Genomic DNA, 14,734 nt, shown 5'->3' on the forward strand with positions numbered 1-14,734 from the left:
CCAGGAGACCGACCATGTTCCGGAGCACCCTGCTCGCCGCCGCGCGCTCGCCGCGGATGCGCCACCTCGTCGAAGCCAACCCGCTGACCAGCGCCGTGGTCGACCGCTTCGTCGCGGGCACTACGACGGAGCAGGCCGTGGCCGCCGTGCACCGGCTCGTCGACCAGGGCATGACCGTCAGCCTCGACCACCTCGGTGAGGGCACGGTGGACCGGGAACGGGCCGCCGAGACGGTCCGGGCCTACGAGCAGGTGCTCGGAGCCCTGCGCGCCGGCGGACTGGCCGAGCACGCCGAGGTCTCGGTGAAGCTCTCGGCCGTGGGCCAGTTCCTGGTGCGCGACGGCGAAAAGCTCGCGCTGGACAACGCGCGCGCGATCTGCGAGGCGGCCGCCGCGGCGGGCACCACGGTGACCCTGGACATGGAGGACCACACCACCATCGACTCCACCCTGGGGATCCTGCGGGACCTGCGGGTGGACTTCCCCTGGGTCGGCGCCGTGCTGCAGGCGTACCTGAGCCGCACCGAGGGAGATTGCCGCGACCTGGCCACCAGCGGGGCGCGGGTGCGGCTGTGCAAGGGCGCCTATTCCGAGCCCGCCTCGGTTGCGTTCCAGCAGCGGCACGAGGTGGACCGCTCGTACGTGCGGTGCCTGCGGGTGCTCATGGCGGGCAACGGCTACCCGATGGTGGCCACGCACGATCCGCGGCTGGTGCCGATCGCCTCCGATCTGGCCGAGCGGTGCGGACGCGGTCCCGCGGACTTCGAGTACCAGATGCTCTACGGCATCCGACCCGAGGAGCAGCGGCGCATCGTCGCCGAGGGCAACCGGCTGCGCGTGTACGTGGCCTACGGCGATGACTGGTACGGCTACTTCATGCGCCGGCTGGCCGAACGTCCCGCCAACCTCGGGTTCTTCGCGCGTTCGCTGATCACCCGCGGCTGAGGGGAGCTGGGCCCGCGACTGACGAGCACTGCCGCGCACATCACACACCAGGCGAGGATCCGGAACCGTTCACCTCAGTTACGGTTGGACTGTTTGCGCGTCGGTGATCTCGCGGGGGTGGGGTGTGCGCGGCAGTTCGGTCGCCGGGTTCTATCGCGTCGTGGTCGCTCTGGTCGCCGCCCTCGGCGTGGTGCTCAACGTCCACCAGCACGGCGCCGGCGATTCCCTCGTGTTCTTCACCGTGCAGAGCAACATCCTGCTGGCCGCGGCGTTCGCCTGGTCGGCCTGGGCGTCGTTCGCACGGCGCGCGCCGCTGCCGGGCTGGCTCAAGGGTGCTGCCACGCTGTACATCGTCATCACCGGGCTGGTGTTCAACTTCGTGCTCGCCGACGCGCCGTCGGACACGATGGAGGGAGGCGACGTCGCCCCGACCGCGGCGATGGAGCTGTCGACCTGGCTGCTGCACACCGCCGTGCCCGTGCTGGCGGTGCTCGACTGGCTGCTCTTCGACGAGCACCGCCGCTTGCGCTGGCGCTGCGGGCTGCTCTGGCTGGCCTACCCGGTCTGCTACTTCGTGTTCGCCCTCGTGCGCGGCGCGCTCATCGATGCGGAGGTGCGCTACCCCTACCCGTTCATCAACGTCGACATGCTCGGCGCGGCCGGGGTGGCGCAGAACGTGGTCCTCTACGGCGCGGCGTTCTGGCTGCTGGGGGTGCTGCTCGTGGCGCTCGACCGGTTCCTGCCGCGCAACGCGGCTCCACCCAGGGCGGAGGAGCCCTCCGTCCCCGCCCGCACCGGTTCCTGAAGCGGGACCGTCCCGTCACCGCCGCCCACCCCGGCGCTGCACCACTGCTGCACCACCCAGGTCCTGGGCTGCATCAACCCGAAAGACTGAGAAACGCCGGTTGCCCTGCAGCTCCCTCTTTTGACCGATTCCAGTGTGCGCAATTTTCATGAAAATTGCGCACACTGGAACGGATCCAATCTGGGTGAGCTCGGTGCAACTCACGGGACCCGGGAGAGCACGCCCCACCGGAGGAGCTCCTCCTAGCGGGCCCGGACGCAGCGGAACGTCCACTGGTGGGGCTCCCGGTGGAGCAGTTCCCGGGGTGGCTCCGGCAGCGACGCGGGAGCACCGTCGAAGTGCAGGATCGCCACGACGCGGTCCTCACCGGCTTCGTACAGCCGGGCCTCGGCGAGCCGGGTCGCACCGCGCGCGGCTGGCAGGGCGGTCTCCTCGACCCAGCGGAGCAGCGCCCCGCACGAGCCCGGCGCCGCGCGCGCTTCCCACATGAGCGTGTCGTCATCGGCCATGCCCGATCACCCCTGCGCCCCACCGGACCGGGCCCCACCGGAGCGGGCCCCACCGGACCGGGCCCCACCGGAGCGGGCGCTGCCGGACAGCGGTGGCACGGCGGGCACCTCCGGGGCCGCGTCGATGTCGGCCTGGGTCATGCGGAACCGTTCCGGGTAGGCCGCGCGCGTGCTGCGGCGGGCCGGCTCGGTGGTGCGCCAGGTGTACAGGCACCGGGCGCACTGCCAGACCTCCCACACGTCGGGCACGGGCGAGGTGGCGAGGCGGTGGAGCTCCTCCCACGCGCAACGCGGGCACATCATGGTCCTCCTCTGCTTCGGTGTCGGCGGGTCGGTATCAGCGCTCGGCGAGCATGCCGCGCAGTTTCTCCACCCACGCGGGGGTTTCCGGCAGGTCGCTCACCGGTTGGCCGTAGTGCCCGCGGTCGTCCGGCTTGACCGGGGTGGTCGCGTCGATGACGAGCTTGTTGCTGATCCCGGGCGGCTGCGATCCCGGATCCAGCTCCAGCACGGACATGCCGGGCAGGTTCACCAGATCGCTGGCCGGGTTGACCTTCGTGGACAGCGCCCACATCACCTGCGGCAGGTCGAACGGGTCGACGTCCTCGTCGACGACGATCACGACCTTGGTGTAGCCGAGCCCGTGCGGGGTGGTCATGGTGCGCAGCCCGACGGCGCGGGCGAAACCGCCGTAGCGCTTCCTGGTGGACACGATCGCCAGCAGCCCGTGCGTGTACATCGCGTTGACCGCCTGCACCTCCGGGAAGTCCGCGCGCAGCTGCTGCTGCAGCGGCACGCAGGTGGCCGGCCCGATCAGGTAGTCGATCTCGGTCCACGGCTTGCCGAGGTACAGCGACTCGAAGACCGGACTGGTGCGGAAGGAGATGCGGTCGATGCGCACCACGGTCATGTTCCGGCCGCCGGAGTAGTGCCCGGTGAACTCGCCGAACGGGCCCTCGATCTCCCTCTTGCGGCCCTCGACGACGCCTTCCAGCAGGACCTCGCACCCCCAGGGGACGTCCAACCCGGTCAGCGGTGCGGTGGCGATCGGCGCGGGAGCCCCGCGCAGCGCCCCCGCCATCTCGTACTCGGACTGCTCGTAGCCGAGCGGCGTGCCGGCGACCATCGTCATGACCGGGTCGTTGCCCAGCGCGATCGCGACCGGCAGGTCCTCGTCCCCCTCCTCGGCCTTGCCCAGGTGCAGCGCGATGTCGTGCATCGGCACCGGTTGCATGCCGAGCTTGTTCCGACCCTTGACCTCGAGCCGGTAGGTGCCGACGTTCTGCTTGTCGAAGTTCTCCGGGTCCTCCGGGGCGCGGGAGACGACCGCCGCCTTGTCCAGGTAGAACCCGCCGTCACCGTCGTTGAGCCGGAACAGCGGCAGCACGTCGAACAGGTCGACGTCCTCGCCCTCGCGGGTGTTCGCGGCGAACGGCGGATCCGCGCGCCGCTCCGGCGGCACGGGGAAGTCCTCCCAGCGGCGGATGAACTCCTCGACCTGCTCGCGGGTGGAGGTGTTCGTCGGCAGGTCCATGGCGACGGCGTGGTTGGGCCACGAGCCGTGCGCGTTGAGCGCGATGCGCGCGTCGGTGAACCCGGTGACGTTGTCGAAGTACAGCGCGGGGGCCGTCTCCCCCAGGCGGGGTGCCGCGTTCGCCGCTGCGCCGAGGTCGGGCTCGGGGTCGACCTGCTCGGCGACGTGCAGCAGCTGGCCTTCCCGGTTCAGCGCGTCCAAGTAGGACCGGAAATCGTCGTGGGGCACTGCTCCTCCTGTTCGTGATCTCCGGGCAGCTGCGCGAATCAGCGCGGCCGCTCGGGGCGGGTTTCGGACTCCTCGGCGCGCGCGGCGGCGAGACCTCCCCACCTCTTCGGGTTCGGCGCGGGCAGGTCGAACTGGTCGAGCACGCGGGTGACGACGTGGTCGACCACATCGGACACCGATTGCGGGTGGTTGTAGAACGCGGGGACGGGCGGCAGGACCGTCGCGCCCATCCGGGACAGCGCGAGCATGTTGTCCAGGTGGATCTCGCTCAGCGGGGATTCGCGGGCCACCAGCACGAGCCGACGGCGCTCCTTGAGCACCACGTCGGCGGCCCGCCCGAGCAGTCCGTCGGCGTATCCGGCGCGGATGCCGGCGAGGGTCTTCATGCTGCACGGGGCGATGACCATGCCGTCGGTGCGGAACGAGCCGGAGGAGATCTCCGCTGCCTGGTCGCCGCTGCCGTGCACGGTGTCGGCGAGTTCGGCGACCTCCCGCGCGCTGCGGGAGGTCTCCAGTTCGACGGTCGTGCGCGCCCACCGGCTCATCACCAGGTGCGTGTGCACTTCGGGCAGCTCGTGCAGGGCCTCGAGCAGGCGGACCCCGAAGGGGGCCCCGGTCGCTCCGCTGATGCCGACGACGAGTCGCATCCCACCGCTCCCGCGCATCCATTGGTTCGTGTACGAACGTTCGTGTACATACTAACTCGTCCTGCGGAGGCCGTGCACTACGATGTGGCGCACAGCCCGCCGCCCCCGACGAGGAACGAGCCCGTGGAACTCGATCAGGCCGTCTTCCACTTCCTCCGCCGCGCGTTGCAGGAGCACGCCGCCGACTGGCAGGCGCGGCTGTCGCTGACCAAACCGCAGTACGCCGTGCTCACCGCCATCCACGCCAACCCCGGCATCGAGCAGACCGCCCTCGGCCAGCGCGCCGCGATCGACAAGGCCACCCTCGCCTCGCTGCTGGTGCGCCTGGAAAGCCGCGGGCTCGTCCGGCGCGCCGTCGACGACGAGGACCGCCGGCGCCGCCTGCTGGAACTCACCGAGCAGGGCGAGCGGGAACTGCGCGCCGCCGCGCCCGTCGCCGACGCGATCGACGCGGAGATGCTGCGCCGGCTCGCCCCCGAGGAGCGCGGCGAACTGCTGCGGTTGCTCGGCAAGCTCACCGCCGGGGACGAACCCGAGCAGTGAACCGCTCCTCGCGGGAACTCCGGGGAGCGCGGGGCGCGACCGCGGGCGGTTGTCGGTGCGCGGCGCTACTCTCGGCGCACAACGACCGCACCCGTGCTCATCGGCGCGCATCCTCCACCGCGGAGCAACGCCATGCCCGAACCCGCGACCTCCTCCGCCCCCGTCGTCGCAGCGGCGCGCTTCGTCACCGCCCACGCGGCCGAGCCGCTCCGCCTCGGTGACGTCGCCGACCACGTCGGCTACAGCCCGCACCACCTGGCCCGCACGTTCGAACGCGCCGTCGGGCAGCCGCCGGGGCGCTTCCTCGCCGCGCACCGCTTCCAGCGCGCCAAGGAGCTGCTGCTGTCCGGCGGTGATCGCGTGCTCGACGTGTGCCTGGCCGTCGGCTTCGACTCCCCCGGGACGTTCACCAGCCGGTTCACCCGCGTCGTCGGCACGACCCCCACCGCGTTCCGCCGCCTGCCCGAGCAGCTCACCGAGAACCCGCGCGAGCCGGTGCACCGACCCGGACGCGCCCGCCGCGGCGCCACCGTCACCGGCGCGGTGGCCCTGCCCCCGGCGGCCTCCGCCCGGCTGCCGGGGGCGGTGATCTACGTCGGCCTGTTCGGCCAGCGGTCCCCGAGCGGCGTGCCCGTGGCCGGATCGCTGCTCGACCGCCCGGGGAGCTTCACGCTCACCGGCGTTCCCCCGGGGGAGTACTGGCTGCTCGGCACGGCGCTGCCCGCAGCGGCCGACCCGCGGGCGCACCTCGCGCCCGCGCAGCAGGCCGTCGGCCAGTGCCCGCACCCGGTCCGCGCGCGGGCGCAGCAGGTCAGCACCGGCCACGCGGTCTCGCTGGACATCGCCCTGGAGTGGGCGCCGCCCGTGCTCGTCGCGCTTCCGCCGCTGGCCGCGCGAACACCGCAAAATCGAAGAAGACCGACCGCGGCGGCCGGCACTACGGTGGCGGCACTCGCCCCCTCCGGGACGGCGGCCCACGACGCTGAGGAGCAGGCATGACACGGGTCCGGGTTCTCGTCGGCACGCGGAAGGGCGCGTTCGTGCTGCGCTCCGACGGCGACCGCAGCTCCTGGTCGGTCGACGGCCCCTACTTCGCCGGCTGGGAGGTCTACCACCTCACCGGCTCCCCGGCCGATCCGGACCGGCTGTACGCGGCGCCGTCGATGGGCTGGTTCGGCCAGCTGATCCAGCGCTCCGACGACGGCGGCGCGACGTGGGAACCGGTCGGCAACCACTTCACCTACGCCGGCGAACCGGGCACGCACCAGTGGTTCGACGGCACCCAGCGCCCGTGGGAGTTCACGCGGGTGTGGCACCTGGAACCGCTCAGCAGCGACCCGGACACGGTCTACGCCGGGGTGGAGGACGCGGCCCTGTTCCGCACCACCGACGGCGGCGCGACGTGGCGGGAGCTGCCCGCGCTGCGCGAGCACGGCACCGCCCCCGACTGGCACCCGGGCGCCGGCGGCATGTGCCTGCACACCATCATCCCCGCCCCGGACGACCCCGACCGCATGTACACCGCCATCTCGGCGGCCGGGGCCTTCCGCACCACCGATGGCGGTGCGAGCTGGCAGCCGATCAACCGCGGCCTGCACACCGACGGCATCCCCGACCCGCAGGCCGAGGTCGGTCACTGCGTGCACCGCATCGCGATGCACCCCCGGCAGCCGCGGGTGCTGTACATGCAGAAGCACTGGGACGTGATGCGCAGCGACGACGGCGGGGACTCCTGGCACGAGGTCAGCGGGAACCTGCCCAGCGACTTCGGCTTCCCGATCGTGGTGCACCCGCACGAGGAGAGCACGGTCTACGTCGTGCCGATCACCAGCGACTCCCTGCACTACCCGCCGGAAGGCCGGTTGCGGGTCTACCGCAGCCGCACCGGTGGTGGCGAGTGGGAACCGCTCACCGGAGGTCTCCCCCAGCAGCACTGCTACGTCAACGTGCTGCGCAACGCGATGGCCGTGGACGCGCTGGACAGCTGCGGCGTGTACTTCGGCACCACCGGCGGTCAGGTCTACGCCTCCGCCGACGAGGGCGACAGCTGGGCCCCGGTGGTCCACGACCTGCCCGCCGTGCTCTCCGTGGAGGCCCAGACGCTGCCGTGACCCCTCCCGTCCCGGGGCGGGATCCGCCGAGAGGAGAGGTGATGATCCGCGTCAGCCTGCCCGCGCACCTGCGCACGCTCGCCAAGGTCGACGAGCGCGAGGTCGAGCTCGACGTCGACGGGACCCCGACCCAGCGATCCGTGCTGGACGCGCTGGAAGTCCGCCACCCCGCGCTGCGGGGCACCATCCGCGACCAGGACACGTTCCGGCGCCGCGCGTACGTCCGCTTCTACGCCTGCCAGCAGGACCTCTCGCACGAGGAACCGGACGACCCGCTGCCCGCCGAGGTCGCCTCCGGCGAGGAACCGCTCCTCATCATCGGCGCGATGGCCGGCGGGTGAGGCCCCGGGAGCCCGCCGGCGCCGGCCGCTGCCGTTCCCCGCCGATCCCGGGACGCGAGCCCGCCGCCCGTGCGAGACTCCTCACCGGAAAAGTTGATCAGCTTCCGGGGAGGGGCTCCCGATGGGTTCCGGCGTTCCGTCCGACGAGATCGACACGAGCGTGCCGCACTCCGCACGCGTGTGGAACTACTGGCTGGGCGGCAAGGACAACTACGAGGTCGACCGCGAACTCGGCGACGTCATCCACCGCGACTACCCGAGCATCAGCGCGATGGCGCGCGGGGGCCGGGACTTCCTCGTCCGCGCCGTCGAGCACCTGGCCGGGCTCGGCGTGCGGCAGTTCCTGGACATCGGCACCGGCCTGCCCACCGCGGACAACACCCACGAGGTGGCCCACCGCAGCGCGTCCGGATGCCGCGTGGTCTACGTCGACAACGACCCCCTCGTGCTCGCGCACGCCCGCGCGCTGCTGCGCTCCGTGCCCGGGCAGGAGACCCGCTACGTGCACGCGGACCTGCACGACGCCGAGCAGGTGCTCGACCGCGCCGGGGAGGTGCTCGACCTGAACCGGCCGGTCGCCGTGCTGCTCATGGGCGTCCTCGGGCACATCGCGGACACCGGGCAGGCCAAGCAGGTCGTCGACGGACTGCTCACGCGGCTTCCCCCGGGCAGCTACCTGGCGCTCTACGACGGCAGCAACCTCGACGAGGGCGTGGTCGAGGCGGAGCGCCGCTACAACGAGACCGCACCGCTGCCCTACCACCTGCGCAGCCCGGAGGAGATCGAGCGGTTGTTCGAGGGGCTGGAATACGTCCCGCCGGGGCTCGTGCGCTGCGCGGAGTGGTGCGGCACCGCGGAGCAGGACCCCGCGGCGATCATGGGCGCGGTGGCCCGCAAACCGCGTTAGGGGCGAAACCGGCACCGCGCAATTCCGGAATTTTCGGAATTCGCGCGGCGCGGTGCCGCGGAATCACGACCGGCCCCGGAGCGGTCTTCGACGACGTCCACCGTTTCCGCTAGTGTCGGGTTCGACGCTCGCCGTCGTCGAGCCCGCGATCGAGCTCGCAGGGCACCGGGCGGACACAGGGCAGGGACCAGGAGACCGAATCCCTCCGCTCGGGATCGATCGAAACCGCACTCGAACACCGCGCGGAGGAATTCCGCGCACGGAAGGCCGTATGACGACTCCACCGCACGAATCCGGGGATCGGACCCCGGACGAGAACGAGGAAGACACCACGTCCGCGGCGGATGCGACCGGTTCGGAGGCGGCCTCCGAACCCGGGGGCCCGGAGGCCGCGGAGGAGTCCGCCCGCACGGACGAGACGGCGTCGGAGTCCGCGCCGGCCGAGGAGAGCACCCGGTTCCTCTCCGACACCGGCGCCGCGGACTCCGACGATCCCGCGCAGCCCGCCGAGAACGAGCAGCAGGCCGGCGGAGGACAGGCGGACGAGACGACGCGGATGCAGCAGCCCGCGCAGCCGCCGGAGGAACCCGCCCAGCAGCCCGCGCAGCCGCTGACACCGCAGCAGCAGGTGTGGCAGCAGCTGCCGCAGCAGTCTTCGTCGCCCGGGCGGGGGAAGCGGCGCAACCGCAAGAAGATCGGCCTCCTCGTCGGTTCGATCGCGGCTGCGCTGATCATCGTCGGCGGTGGCGCGACGGCCGCGTACTTCTTCCTCTTCGGCAGTTCGGCCGAAGCTGCGGCCCAGCGCTACGTGGATCTGACCTCGCAGGAAACGCAGAACCCGCGGAGCGTCAACGCCGAGGACTACCGCGCCGTGGTCTGCGAGAAGGCGATGCCGCAGATCGAGCAGATCCAGAAGCAGAAGGAGCAGTACCTCAAGCAGGCCAACCCGCAGCAGCTGAACCAGGTCAAGAAGGTGAAGACCGAGCTGGAAGGCGTTCAGCGGAACGGCGACAAGGGCACGGCCACGATCAAGACGAGCATTCCCGGTCAGCAGCCGCAGTCGTCGAAGCTCAACCTCGTCAAGGAGGACGGCGACTGGAAGCTCTGCGGCTGACACCGGCGCCGGTTCGCCGCAGGTTCCCGCCGGTGCGTGGAGCGGTGCGCGCACCGCTCCACGCACCGGCGGCCCCCGCCCGGCAGCGCGCTCCGCGCGAGTCGGCGCGGGAGGTTCCCGGAAAACCGTTGCCGCACCTGTGCGCAGGTGCCGATCACCGCGGGCCGAGCCGCCACAGCGAGACCGTCTCGCCCGCTCGGGCCTCGTGCAGCGGATCGTCCTCATCGGACGCGCGCGGGTGCCGCGGCTGCCCGTCGCACCTGTCCAGCACGTCCACACCGGACGTGTCGAACAGGTGGAGCAGCTGTTCGCGCGTGCGCAGTCCCAACCGCTCGGCCAGATCGGACAGGACCAACCACCCCTCACCGCCGGGCGCGAGCCGCGCGCGCAGTCCTCCGAGGAATCCGCGCAGCATGGTGCTGCCGGGGTCGTAGACACCGCGCTCCAGCCGCGAAGTCGGTTTGGCGGGGACCCACGGCGGGTTGCACACCACCAGCGAAGCCGTGCCCGACTCCGGGAAGAGGTCGGTGCCCACCACGTCCACCCGGTCGCCGAGCCCCAGGCGCGCCAGGTTGTCCCGGGCGCAGTCCAGGGCCGCCCCGCTCGAGTCGGTGGCGGTCACCGGCGCCATGCCGCGGCGGGCGAGGACCGCGGCGAGCACCCCGGTCCCCGTTCCGACGTCCCACGCCGCACGTCCCTGCGGCAGGGGTGCCCGGGCGACGAGATCCACGTACTCGCTCCGCGTGGGCGCGAACACGCCGTAGTGCGGGTGGATGCGCTCCCCGCCCAGCGCCGGGACCGCGACGCCCTTCCTCCGCCACTCGTGCGCGCCGATCATCCCGAGCAGATCGCGCAGCGGCAGCGCGCAGGACACTCCGGTGTCCAGGCCGGCTTCGGCGCAGGCGGCGGAGACCTCGGGAGCTCGCCGCAGCGGCACCACACCGCCGGGTTCGAGGGGCACCAGCAGCAGGGAGAGCACGCGGGCGCGCTGCGCCTGCCGCTGGCGGTGCTGGTGGAACGCGGTCGCGGGATCGGCGGCGCGGCTGCGGCGCTTCCGGTCGGCCCGCCGCCGCATCGCGCCGAGGAGCTGCCGCGCGTTGTGGAAGTCGCCCTGCCAGAGGATCCCGGTGCCCTCGCTGGCCATGCGGTGCGCCACGGCAGCGGGCAACCGGTCGTCGCCGGGGACGACGCGCTTCGGGGCGGGGAAACCACCCGCGGAGCTCCACCGGGCGGTGTGCTCGCGCCCCTCGACGTCGGTCCAGGTCACCGCCTGCGCAGCGCTCGTCATCACGTCTCCCATCGGCGGGGCGCCAACAACGTCACGAGCCGCAACAGCTCGGGCCGTTCAGCTCGCCGCCCCGTAAACCGGTCCCGGTGCCGCCGCCCGAGCGAGGAGGTCGGGGACGATCTCGTCCACTTCCGCGGCTCGCAGTCGTCGCCCGACGTCGATCTCCGGGCCCCGGGACCATCCCTGCGCCACCGAGAGGCAACCGCCCGCCACCTCGAACACCCTGCCGGTCACCGCAGCCGAGCGGTCGCTGCCGAGCCAGGCGACGACCGGGGCGACGTTCTCCGGGGCCATCTCGTCGAAGCTCCCGTCCCCCGGCTCGGACATGGCCGCCCCGAAGGCGCCTTCGGTCATCCTGGTGCGCGCCGAGGGGGCGAGCGCGTTCACGTTGACCCCGTAACGTCCCAGTTCCGCAGCCGCGTTCAACGTCAGCGCAATGATACCCGCCTTCGCCGCGGCGTAGTTGGTCTGCCCCACGCTGCCGAGCAACCCGGCACCGGAGGTGGTGTTGATGACGCGCGCGTCGTTGGTGTGCCCGCTCTTCGCGCGGGTGCGCCAGAGCTCCGCCGCGTGCCGGAGCATCGCCGCGTGCCCCTTGAGGTGCACCCGCACCACCTCGTCCCAGTCCTGTTCGGACATGTTGACGAACATCCGGTCGCGCAGGAATCCGGCGTTGTTGACGAGCACGTCGAGTCCGCCGAACGCCGTCACGGCGTCATCGATCAACGCGCGCGCCTGCTCCCAGTCCGCGACATCGGACCCGTCGACGAGGACCTCGCCGCCCATCCCCCGGATCTCCGCGGCGACCTCCGCGCACGCGGAGGGATCAGCACCGCCGCCGTCCCCGCGCACGCCGACGTCGTTGACGACGACCCGGGCCCCCTGCCGCGCGAGTTCCACCGCGTGCGCCCGTCCCAGCCCGCGCGCCGCACCGGTCACCACGGCGACGCGACCCGCGCACATTCCGGACATCACTACCTCCACGTTCCAGCATCGACCGACAAACCGCTGCCCGCGGTGCTCCGCACCAGCACGGCAGCGCTCCGAACCGCGGCGAACCGTTCGCCGCACCGCTTCCCGCGTCGGCGGGTGCGGCGTCACCAACTGCCCGCGACAGCGTGCGCGGCTCCGCTGCCCCCGTCCACCGCCAGCGAACTGCCGGTGACGAACGAAGCCAGCGGCGACGCGAGGAACAGGCACGCGTGACCGACATCGGCCGGTTCCGCGTCCCTCCCGAGCGGGGCCGGCCCTTCGGGGCTGATGCAGAGGTAGGTGACACACACCGTGGCTAGCCCGCGCGGCAGGCTGAAAGGATGTCACTGTGCCCAAGCTCTAACCCCGCGAGTTCCGCGACGACGTCGTCGTCCGCGTGGCCCGTAACCGCGAAGCCGCTCGCCAGCGAGCTCGCCGCCGACGGGGTGCCCGTGGCGGTGACATGTCGGGCCCTGAAGATCGCTCGCCAGCCCTATCACCGGTGGCGTCGCCAGCCAGTGACCAGTACCGAGTACCGGCAGGCCCAGGTCGCCAACGCGGTGTTCGACGCCCATCGCGACGATCCGGAGTTCGGCTACCGCCTGCTAGCCGATCAGGTCGTGACGGCCGGGTTCAAGGTCTCGGAGCGCACGATCTGGCGGATCCGCGCCGACAACGGCTGGTGTGCCAGCTTCAGCACGAAAAACTGAACCGCCCCGGCAGGGGCCGCCCTTGATGCAGTGGAGAAATTCTGAACACACGCGCACTGAGGCTGTGTGTGCGGTCCCGGGAGATGCTTGACACACCGGTCTCACCTGATGCTTGACAGGGGGCCTGATCGGCTTTGCTGATTGCCGTCCTGGTGGCGGTGATCGGGAGGCCAGATTGGCTCTGGTGGAGTTGTCGGTTGTCGAGCAGCGGTATAGGGCCGTCTTGGCGGTCGAGCGTGGTGAACCGAAGCAGGCCGTGGCGGCCCAGTTCGGCGTCTCCCGGCAGACGTTGCATACCTGGTTGCATCGGTATCGCACGGATGGTCTGGCCGGGTTGATCGATCGATCGCATCGCCCGGAGTCGTGTCCGCATCAGGCCGACGGGCAGGTCGAGACCTGGGTCTGTGAGATGCGCCGCGAGCATCCTCGCTGGGGGCCGCGCCGGATCGCTTATGAACTGGGACTCGTGGTACCGCACGAGACTCCAGCACCTTCGCGGGCGACGGTGTATCGAATCCTGGTGCGGCACAAACTGATCGAGCCCGGCCAGCGCCGACGACGACGTGCGGACTACCGGCGGTGGCAGCGCCCGGCACCAATGGCGTTGTGGCAACTCGACATCGTCGGCGGAGTGCGGCTCGCAGATGGGACCGAAGCCAAGGTTGTCACCGGCGTGGATGATCACTCGCGGTTCTGCGTGCTCGCGACCGTCGTGGCTCGAGCAACCGGACGGGCCGTGTGTACCGCCTTCGCCGAGGCGTTGCAGCAGTTCGGCGTCCCGGAGGAAGTGCTCACCGACAACGGCAAGCAGTTCACCGACCGATTCGGTCGCGGTGGCGAGGTGCTGTTCGATCGGATCTGCCGCGACAACGGGATCACGCATCGGCTGACCCAGCCGTCCTCGCCGACGACCACAGGCAAGATCGAACGCTTCCACGGCAGCCTGCGGCGTGAACTGCTCTGCGATGCCGATCCGTTCACCAGCGTGCTGGCCGCCCAGGCCGCGATCGAGTCCTGGGTGGCCGACTACAACTGCCAACGCCCGCACCAGACGCTGGACATGGCCTGCCCGGCCGACTACTTCGCCGCCAGCCAAGCCGACCGCGCCCGCAACGAGGAAGTGCTGCCGTTGCGGCTGCCCAGCCAACTCACCCTCGCCCCCACGGCACAGCCAGCCCAGCACGCGCCCGAACGGCCCGAGACCCGCGAGGAGGCCAACACAGCCGCACCAGCCGCCTACACCGGCGGACCCATCGAGTTCGACCGAGTCGTGCCGCCCAGCGGGAATCTGGCCGTGCGCGGCAAGCAGTTCTGGCTCGGCCCGACCCAGGCCGGGGTCACCGTGACCTTCTGGGCCGACTGCGACCTGATCCACCTCATGATCGGCGGTGCCCGGGTGAAGACGGTGCGCTCGCACCTGTCAGTCACCGACCTGCACACCCTGGCGGCCACCGGCGCCCGTCCCGCCGGAGTCGCACCACTGCCACCCAGCACGGGCGAGGAAACCGCCATCGAAGTCGACCGCACCGTCAGCCGCGGCGGGCTGATCGCCCTGGCCGGACGGCGCATCCTCGCCGCCGAAATCCTCGCCGGCCGCCGAGTCAGCATCCGCCTCGAAGCAGCCACCCTGATGATCTTCGATCCCGACACCCGCGAACTGCTCCGCACCCGGACGAATCCCCTGACCGCCAACCAGACCCGCACCCTGCGAGGAGCCCGCCCCGCCGGGCCCGCACCCCGACCACACCACGAACCGATCACCGTGCAACGCCGCGCCTCCGCCAGCGGCGTGATCATGGTCGCCCGGCAAAACCTCGCCCTCGGCCGCGTCCACGCGCACACTGTCGTCACCGTCCACGTCGCCGAGCACACGATCACCGTCGAACTCGATGACGGCGGACAACGCACCTTCCGCCGCACCACCACCCAGCCAGTGCGCAGCTGGAAGGCACAACACCCCCGCACCCCCAACGTTTCCTAGCCCCAACGTCAAGCAACAGATGAAACCACAACGTCAACCATCACCTGAGACTCGACACACTCTGAGGCTGTGTGGGCGGTCCCGGGAGATGCTTGTGCAG

General features: G+C 71.5%; 17 protein-coding genes. 10 read left to right on the plus strand and 7 right to left on the minus strand.

Features of this window, described 5'->3' with window-relative positions:
• The first annotated feature begins 14 nt into the window (after positions 1–14).
• Both ACVGV0_RS16530 and ACVGV0_RS16535 read left to right on the plus strand, forming a co-directional pair.
• Positions 15–944 (plus strand): proline dehydrogenase family protein, encoded by a 930-nt coding sequence (locus tag ACVGV0_RS16530; RefSeq protein ID WP_459156588.1) that lies wholly within the window; start codon positions 15–17, stop codon positions 942–944.
• 160 nt (positions 945–1,104) lie between these two features.
• Positions 1,105–1,749: a Pr6Pr family membrane protein gene (locus ACVGV0_RS16535; protein ID WP_459156589.1), complete on the plus strand. Its 645-nt coding sequence runs from the start codon at positions 1,105–1,107 to the stop codon at positions 1,747–1,749.
• Between the two features lie 242 nt (positions 1,750–1,991).
• On the opposite strand, the gene ACVGV0_RS16540 is transcribed toward ACVGV0_RS16535, so the two are convergent.
• From ACVGV0_RS16540 to ACVGV0_RS16555, 4 genes are read right to left on the minus strand one after another with little or no spacing between them, the layout of a single operon-like run.
• Positions 1,992–2,258 (minus strand): hypothetical protein, encoded by a 267-nt coding sequence (locus tag ACVGV0_RS16540; RefSeq protein ID WP_459156590.1) that lies wholly within the window; start codon positions 2,256–2,258, stop codon positions 1,992–1,994.
• Positions 2,259–2,264: 6 nt separating this feature from the next.
• Positions 2,265–2,561 carry a non-oxidative hydroxyarylic acid decarboxylases subunit D gene (locus ACVGV0_RS16545; RefSeq protein ID WP_459156591.1) on the minus strand — a complete coding sequence of 99 codons (297 nt, stop codon included), beginning with the start codon at positions 2,559–2,561 and terminating at the stop codon, positions 2,265–2,267.
• Between the two features lie 34 nt (positions 2,562–2,595).
• The gene (locus ACVGV0_RS16550) at positions 2,596–4,020 is read right to left on the minus strand and encodes a non-oxidative hydroxyarylic acid decarboxylases subunit C (RefSeq protein ID WP_459156592.1); all 1,425 of its coding nucleotides are present in this window, start codon (positions 4,018–4,020) and stop codon (positions 2,596–2,598) included.
• A gap of 38 nt (positions 4,021–4,058) precedes the next feature.
• Positions 4,059–4,667, minus strand: a complete 609-nt coding sequence (locus tag ACVGV0_RS16555; protein ID WP_459156593.1) for a non-oxidative hydroxyarylic acid decarboxylases subunit B — start codon at positions 4,665–4,667, stop codon at positions 4,059–4,061.
• 123 nt (positions 4,668–4,790) lie between these two features.
• On the opposite strand from ACVGV0_RS16555, the gene ACVGV0_RS16560 reads away from it, so the two are divergent.
• The 6 genes from ACVGV0_RS16560 (at position 4,791) to ACVGV0_RS16585 (ending at position 9,683) form a co-directional block, all read left to right on the plus strand.
• Positions 4,791–5,210, plus strand: a complete 420-nt coding sequence (locus ACVGV0_RS16560; protein WP_459156594.1) for a MarR family winged helix-turn-helix transcriptional regulator — start codon at positions 4,791–4,793, stop codon at positions 5,208–5,210.
• 132 nt (positions 5,211–5,342) lie between these two features.
• A complete protein-coding gene (locus ACVGV0_RS16565) occupies positions 5,343–6,209 on the plus strand; it encodes a helix-turn-helix domain-containing protein (RefSeq protein WP_459156595.1) in 867 nt (288 codons plus the stop codon).
• Entirely contained in the window at positions 6,206–7,321 is a 1,116-nt protein-coding gene (locus ACVGV0_RS16570; protein WP_459156596.1) for a WD40/YVTN/BNR-like repeat-containing protein, read from the plus strand. The genes ACVGV0_RS16565 and ACVGV0_RS16570 overlap by 4 nt, the downstream gene beginning before the upstream one ends.
• Before the next feature lie 41 nt (positions 7,322–7,362).
• A complete protein-coding gene (locus ACVGV0_RS16575) occupies positions 7,363–7,662 on the plus strand; it encodes a MoaD/ThiS family protein (protein ID WP_459156597.1) in 300 nt (99 codons plus the stop codon).
• Positions 7,663–7,783: 121 nt separating this feature from the next.
• A complete protein-coding gene (locus ACVGV0_RS16580; RefSeq protein ID WP_459156598.1) occupies positions 7,784–8,569 on the plus strand; it encodes an SAM-dependent methyltransferase in 786 nt (261 codons plus the stop codon).
• A gap of 271 nt (positions 8,570–8,840) precedes the next feature.
• Positions 8,841–9,683: an Rv0361 family membrane protein gene (locus tag ACVGV0_RS16585; protein ID WP_459156599.1), complete on the plus strand. Its 843-nt coding sequence runs from the start codon at positions 8,841–8,843 to the stop codon at positions 9,681–9,683.
• Between the two features lie 154 nt (positions 9,684–9,837).
• Here the strand turns inward: ACVGV0_RS16585 and ACVGV0_RS16590 are convergent, their stop codons facing one another.
• The 3 genes from ACVGV0_RS16590 to ACVGV0_RS16600 all read right to left on the minus strand — a co-directional run bounded on the left by ACVGV0_RS16590 (position 9,838) and on the right by ACVGV0_RS16600 (position 12,254).
• Positions 9,838–10,971, minus strand: a complete 1,134-nt coding sequence (locus ACVGV0_RS16590) for a methyltransferase (RefSeq protein ID WP_459156600.1) — start codon at positions 10,969–10,971, stop codon at positions 9,838–9,840.
• A gap of 57 nt (positions 10,972–11,028) precedes the next feature.
• The gene (locus tag ACVGV0_RS16595) at positions 11,029–11,943 is read right to left on the minus strand and encodes an SDR family oxidoreductase (protein WP_459156601.1); all 915 of its coding nucleotides are present in this window, start codon (positions 11,941–11,943) and stop codon (positions 11,029–11,031) included.
• A 125-nt stretch (positions 11,944–12,068) separates the two neighbouring features.
• Complete coding sequence (locus tag ACVGV0_RS16600) at positions 12,069–12,254, minus strand: SDR family oxidoreductase (protein WP_459156602.1); 186 nt, start codon at positions 12,252–12,254, stop codon at positions 12,069–12,071.
• A 30-nt stretch (positions 12,255–12,284) separates the two neighbouring features.
• Between ACVGV0_RS16600 and ACVGV0_RS16605 the strand changes: the two genes are divergently transcribed.
• Positions 12,285–12,653 (plus strand): hypothetical protein, encoded by a 369-nt coding sequence (locus tag ACVGV0_RS16605; RefSeq protein ID WP_459156603.1) that lies wholly within the window; start codon positions 12,285–12,287, stop codon positions 12,651–12,653.
• Positions 12,654–12,837: 184 nt separating this feature from the next.
• Positions 12,838–14,634 carry an IS481 family transposase gene (locus tag ACVGV0_RS16610; protein ID WP_459160038.1) on the plus strand — a complete coding sequence of 599 codons (1,797 nt, stop codon included), beginning with the start codon at positions 12,838–12,840 and terminating at the stop codon, positions 14,632–14,634.
• Positions 14,635–14,734: the final 100 nt, after the last annotated feature.

It is taken from the genome of Salinifilum ghardaiensis (assembly GCF_054491345.1).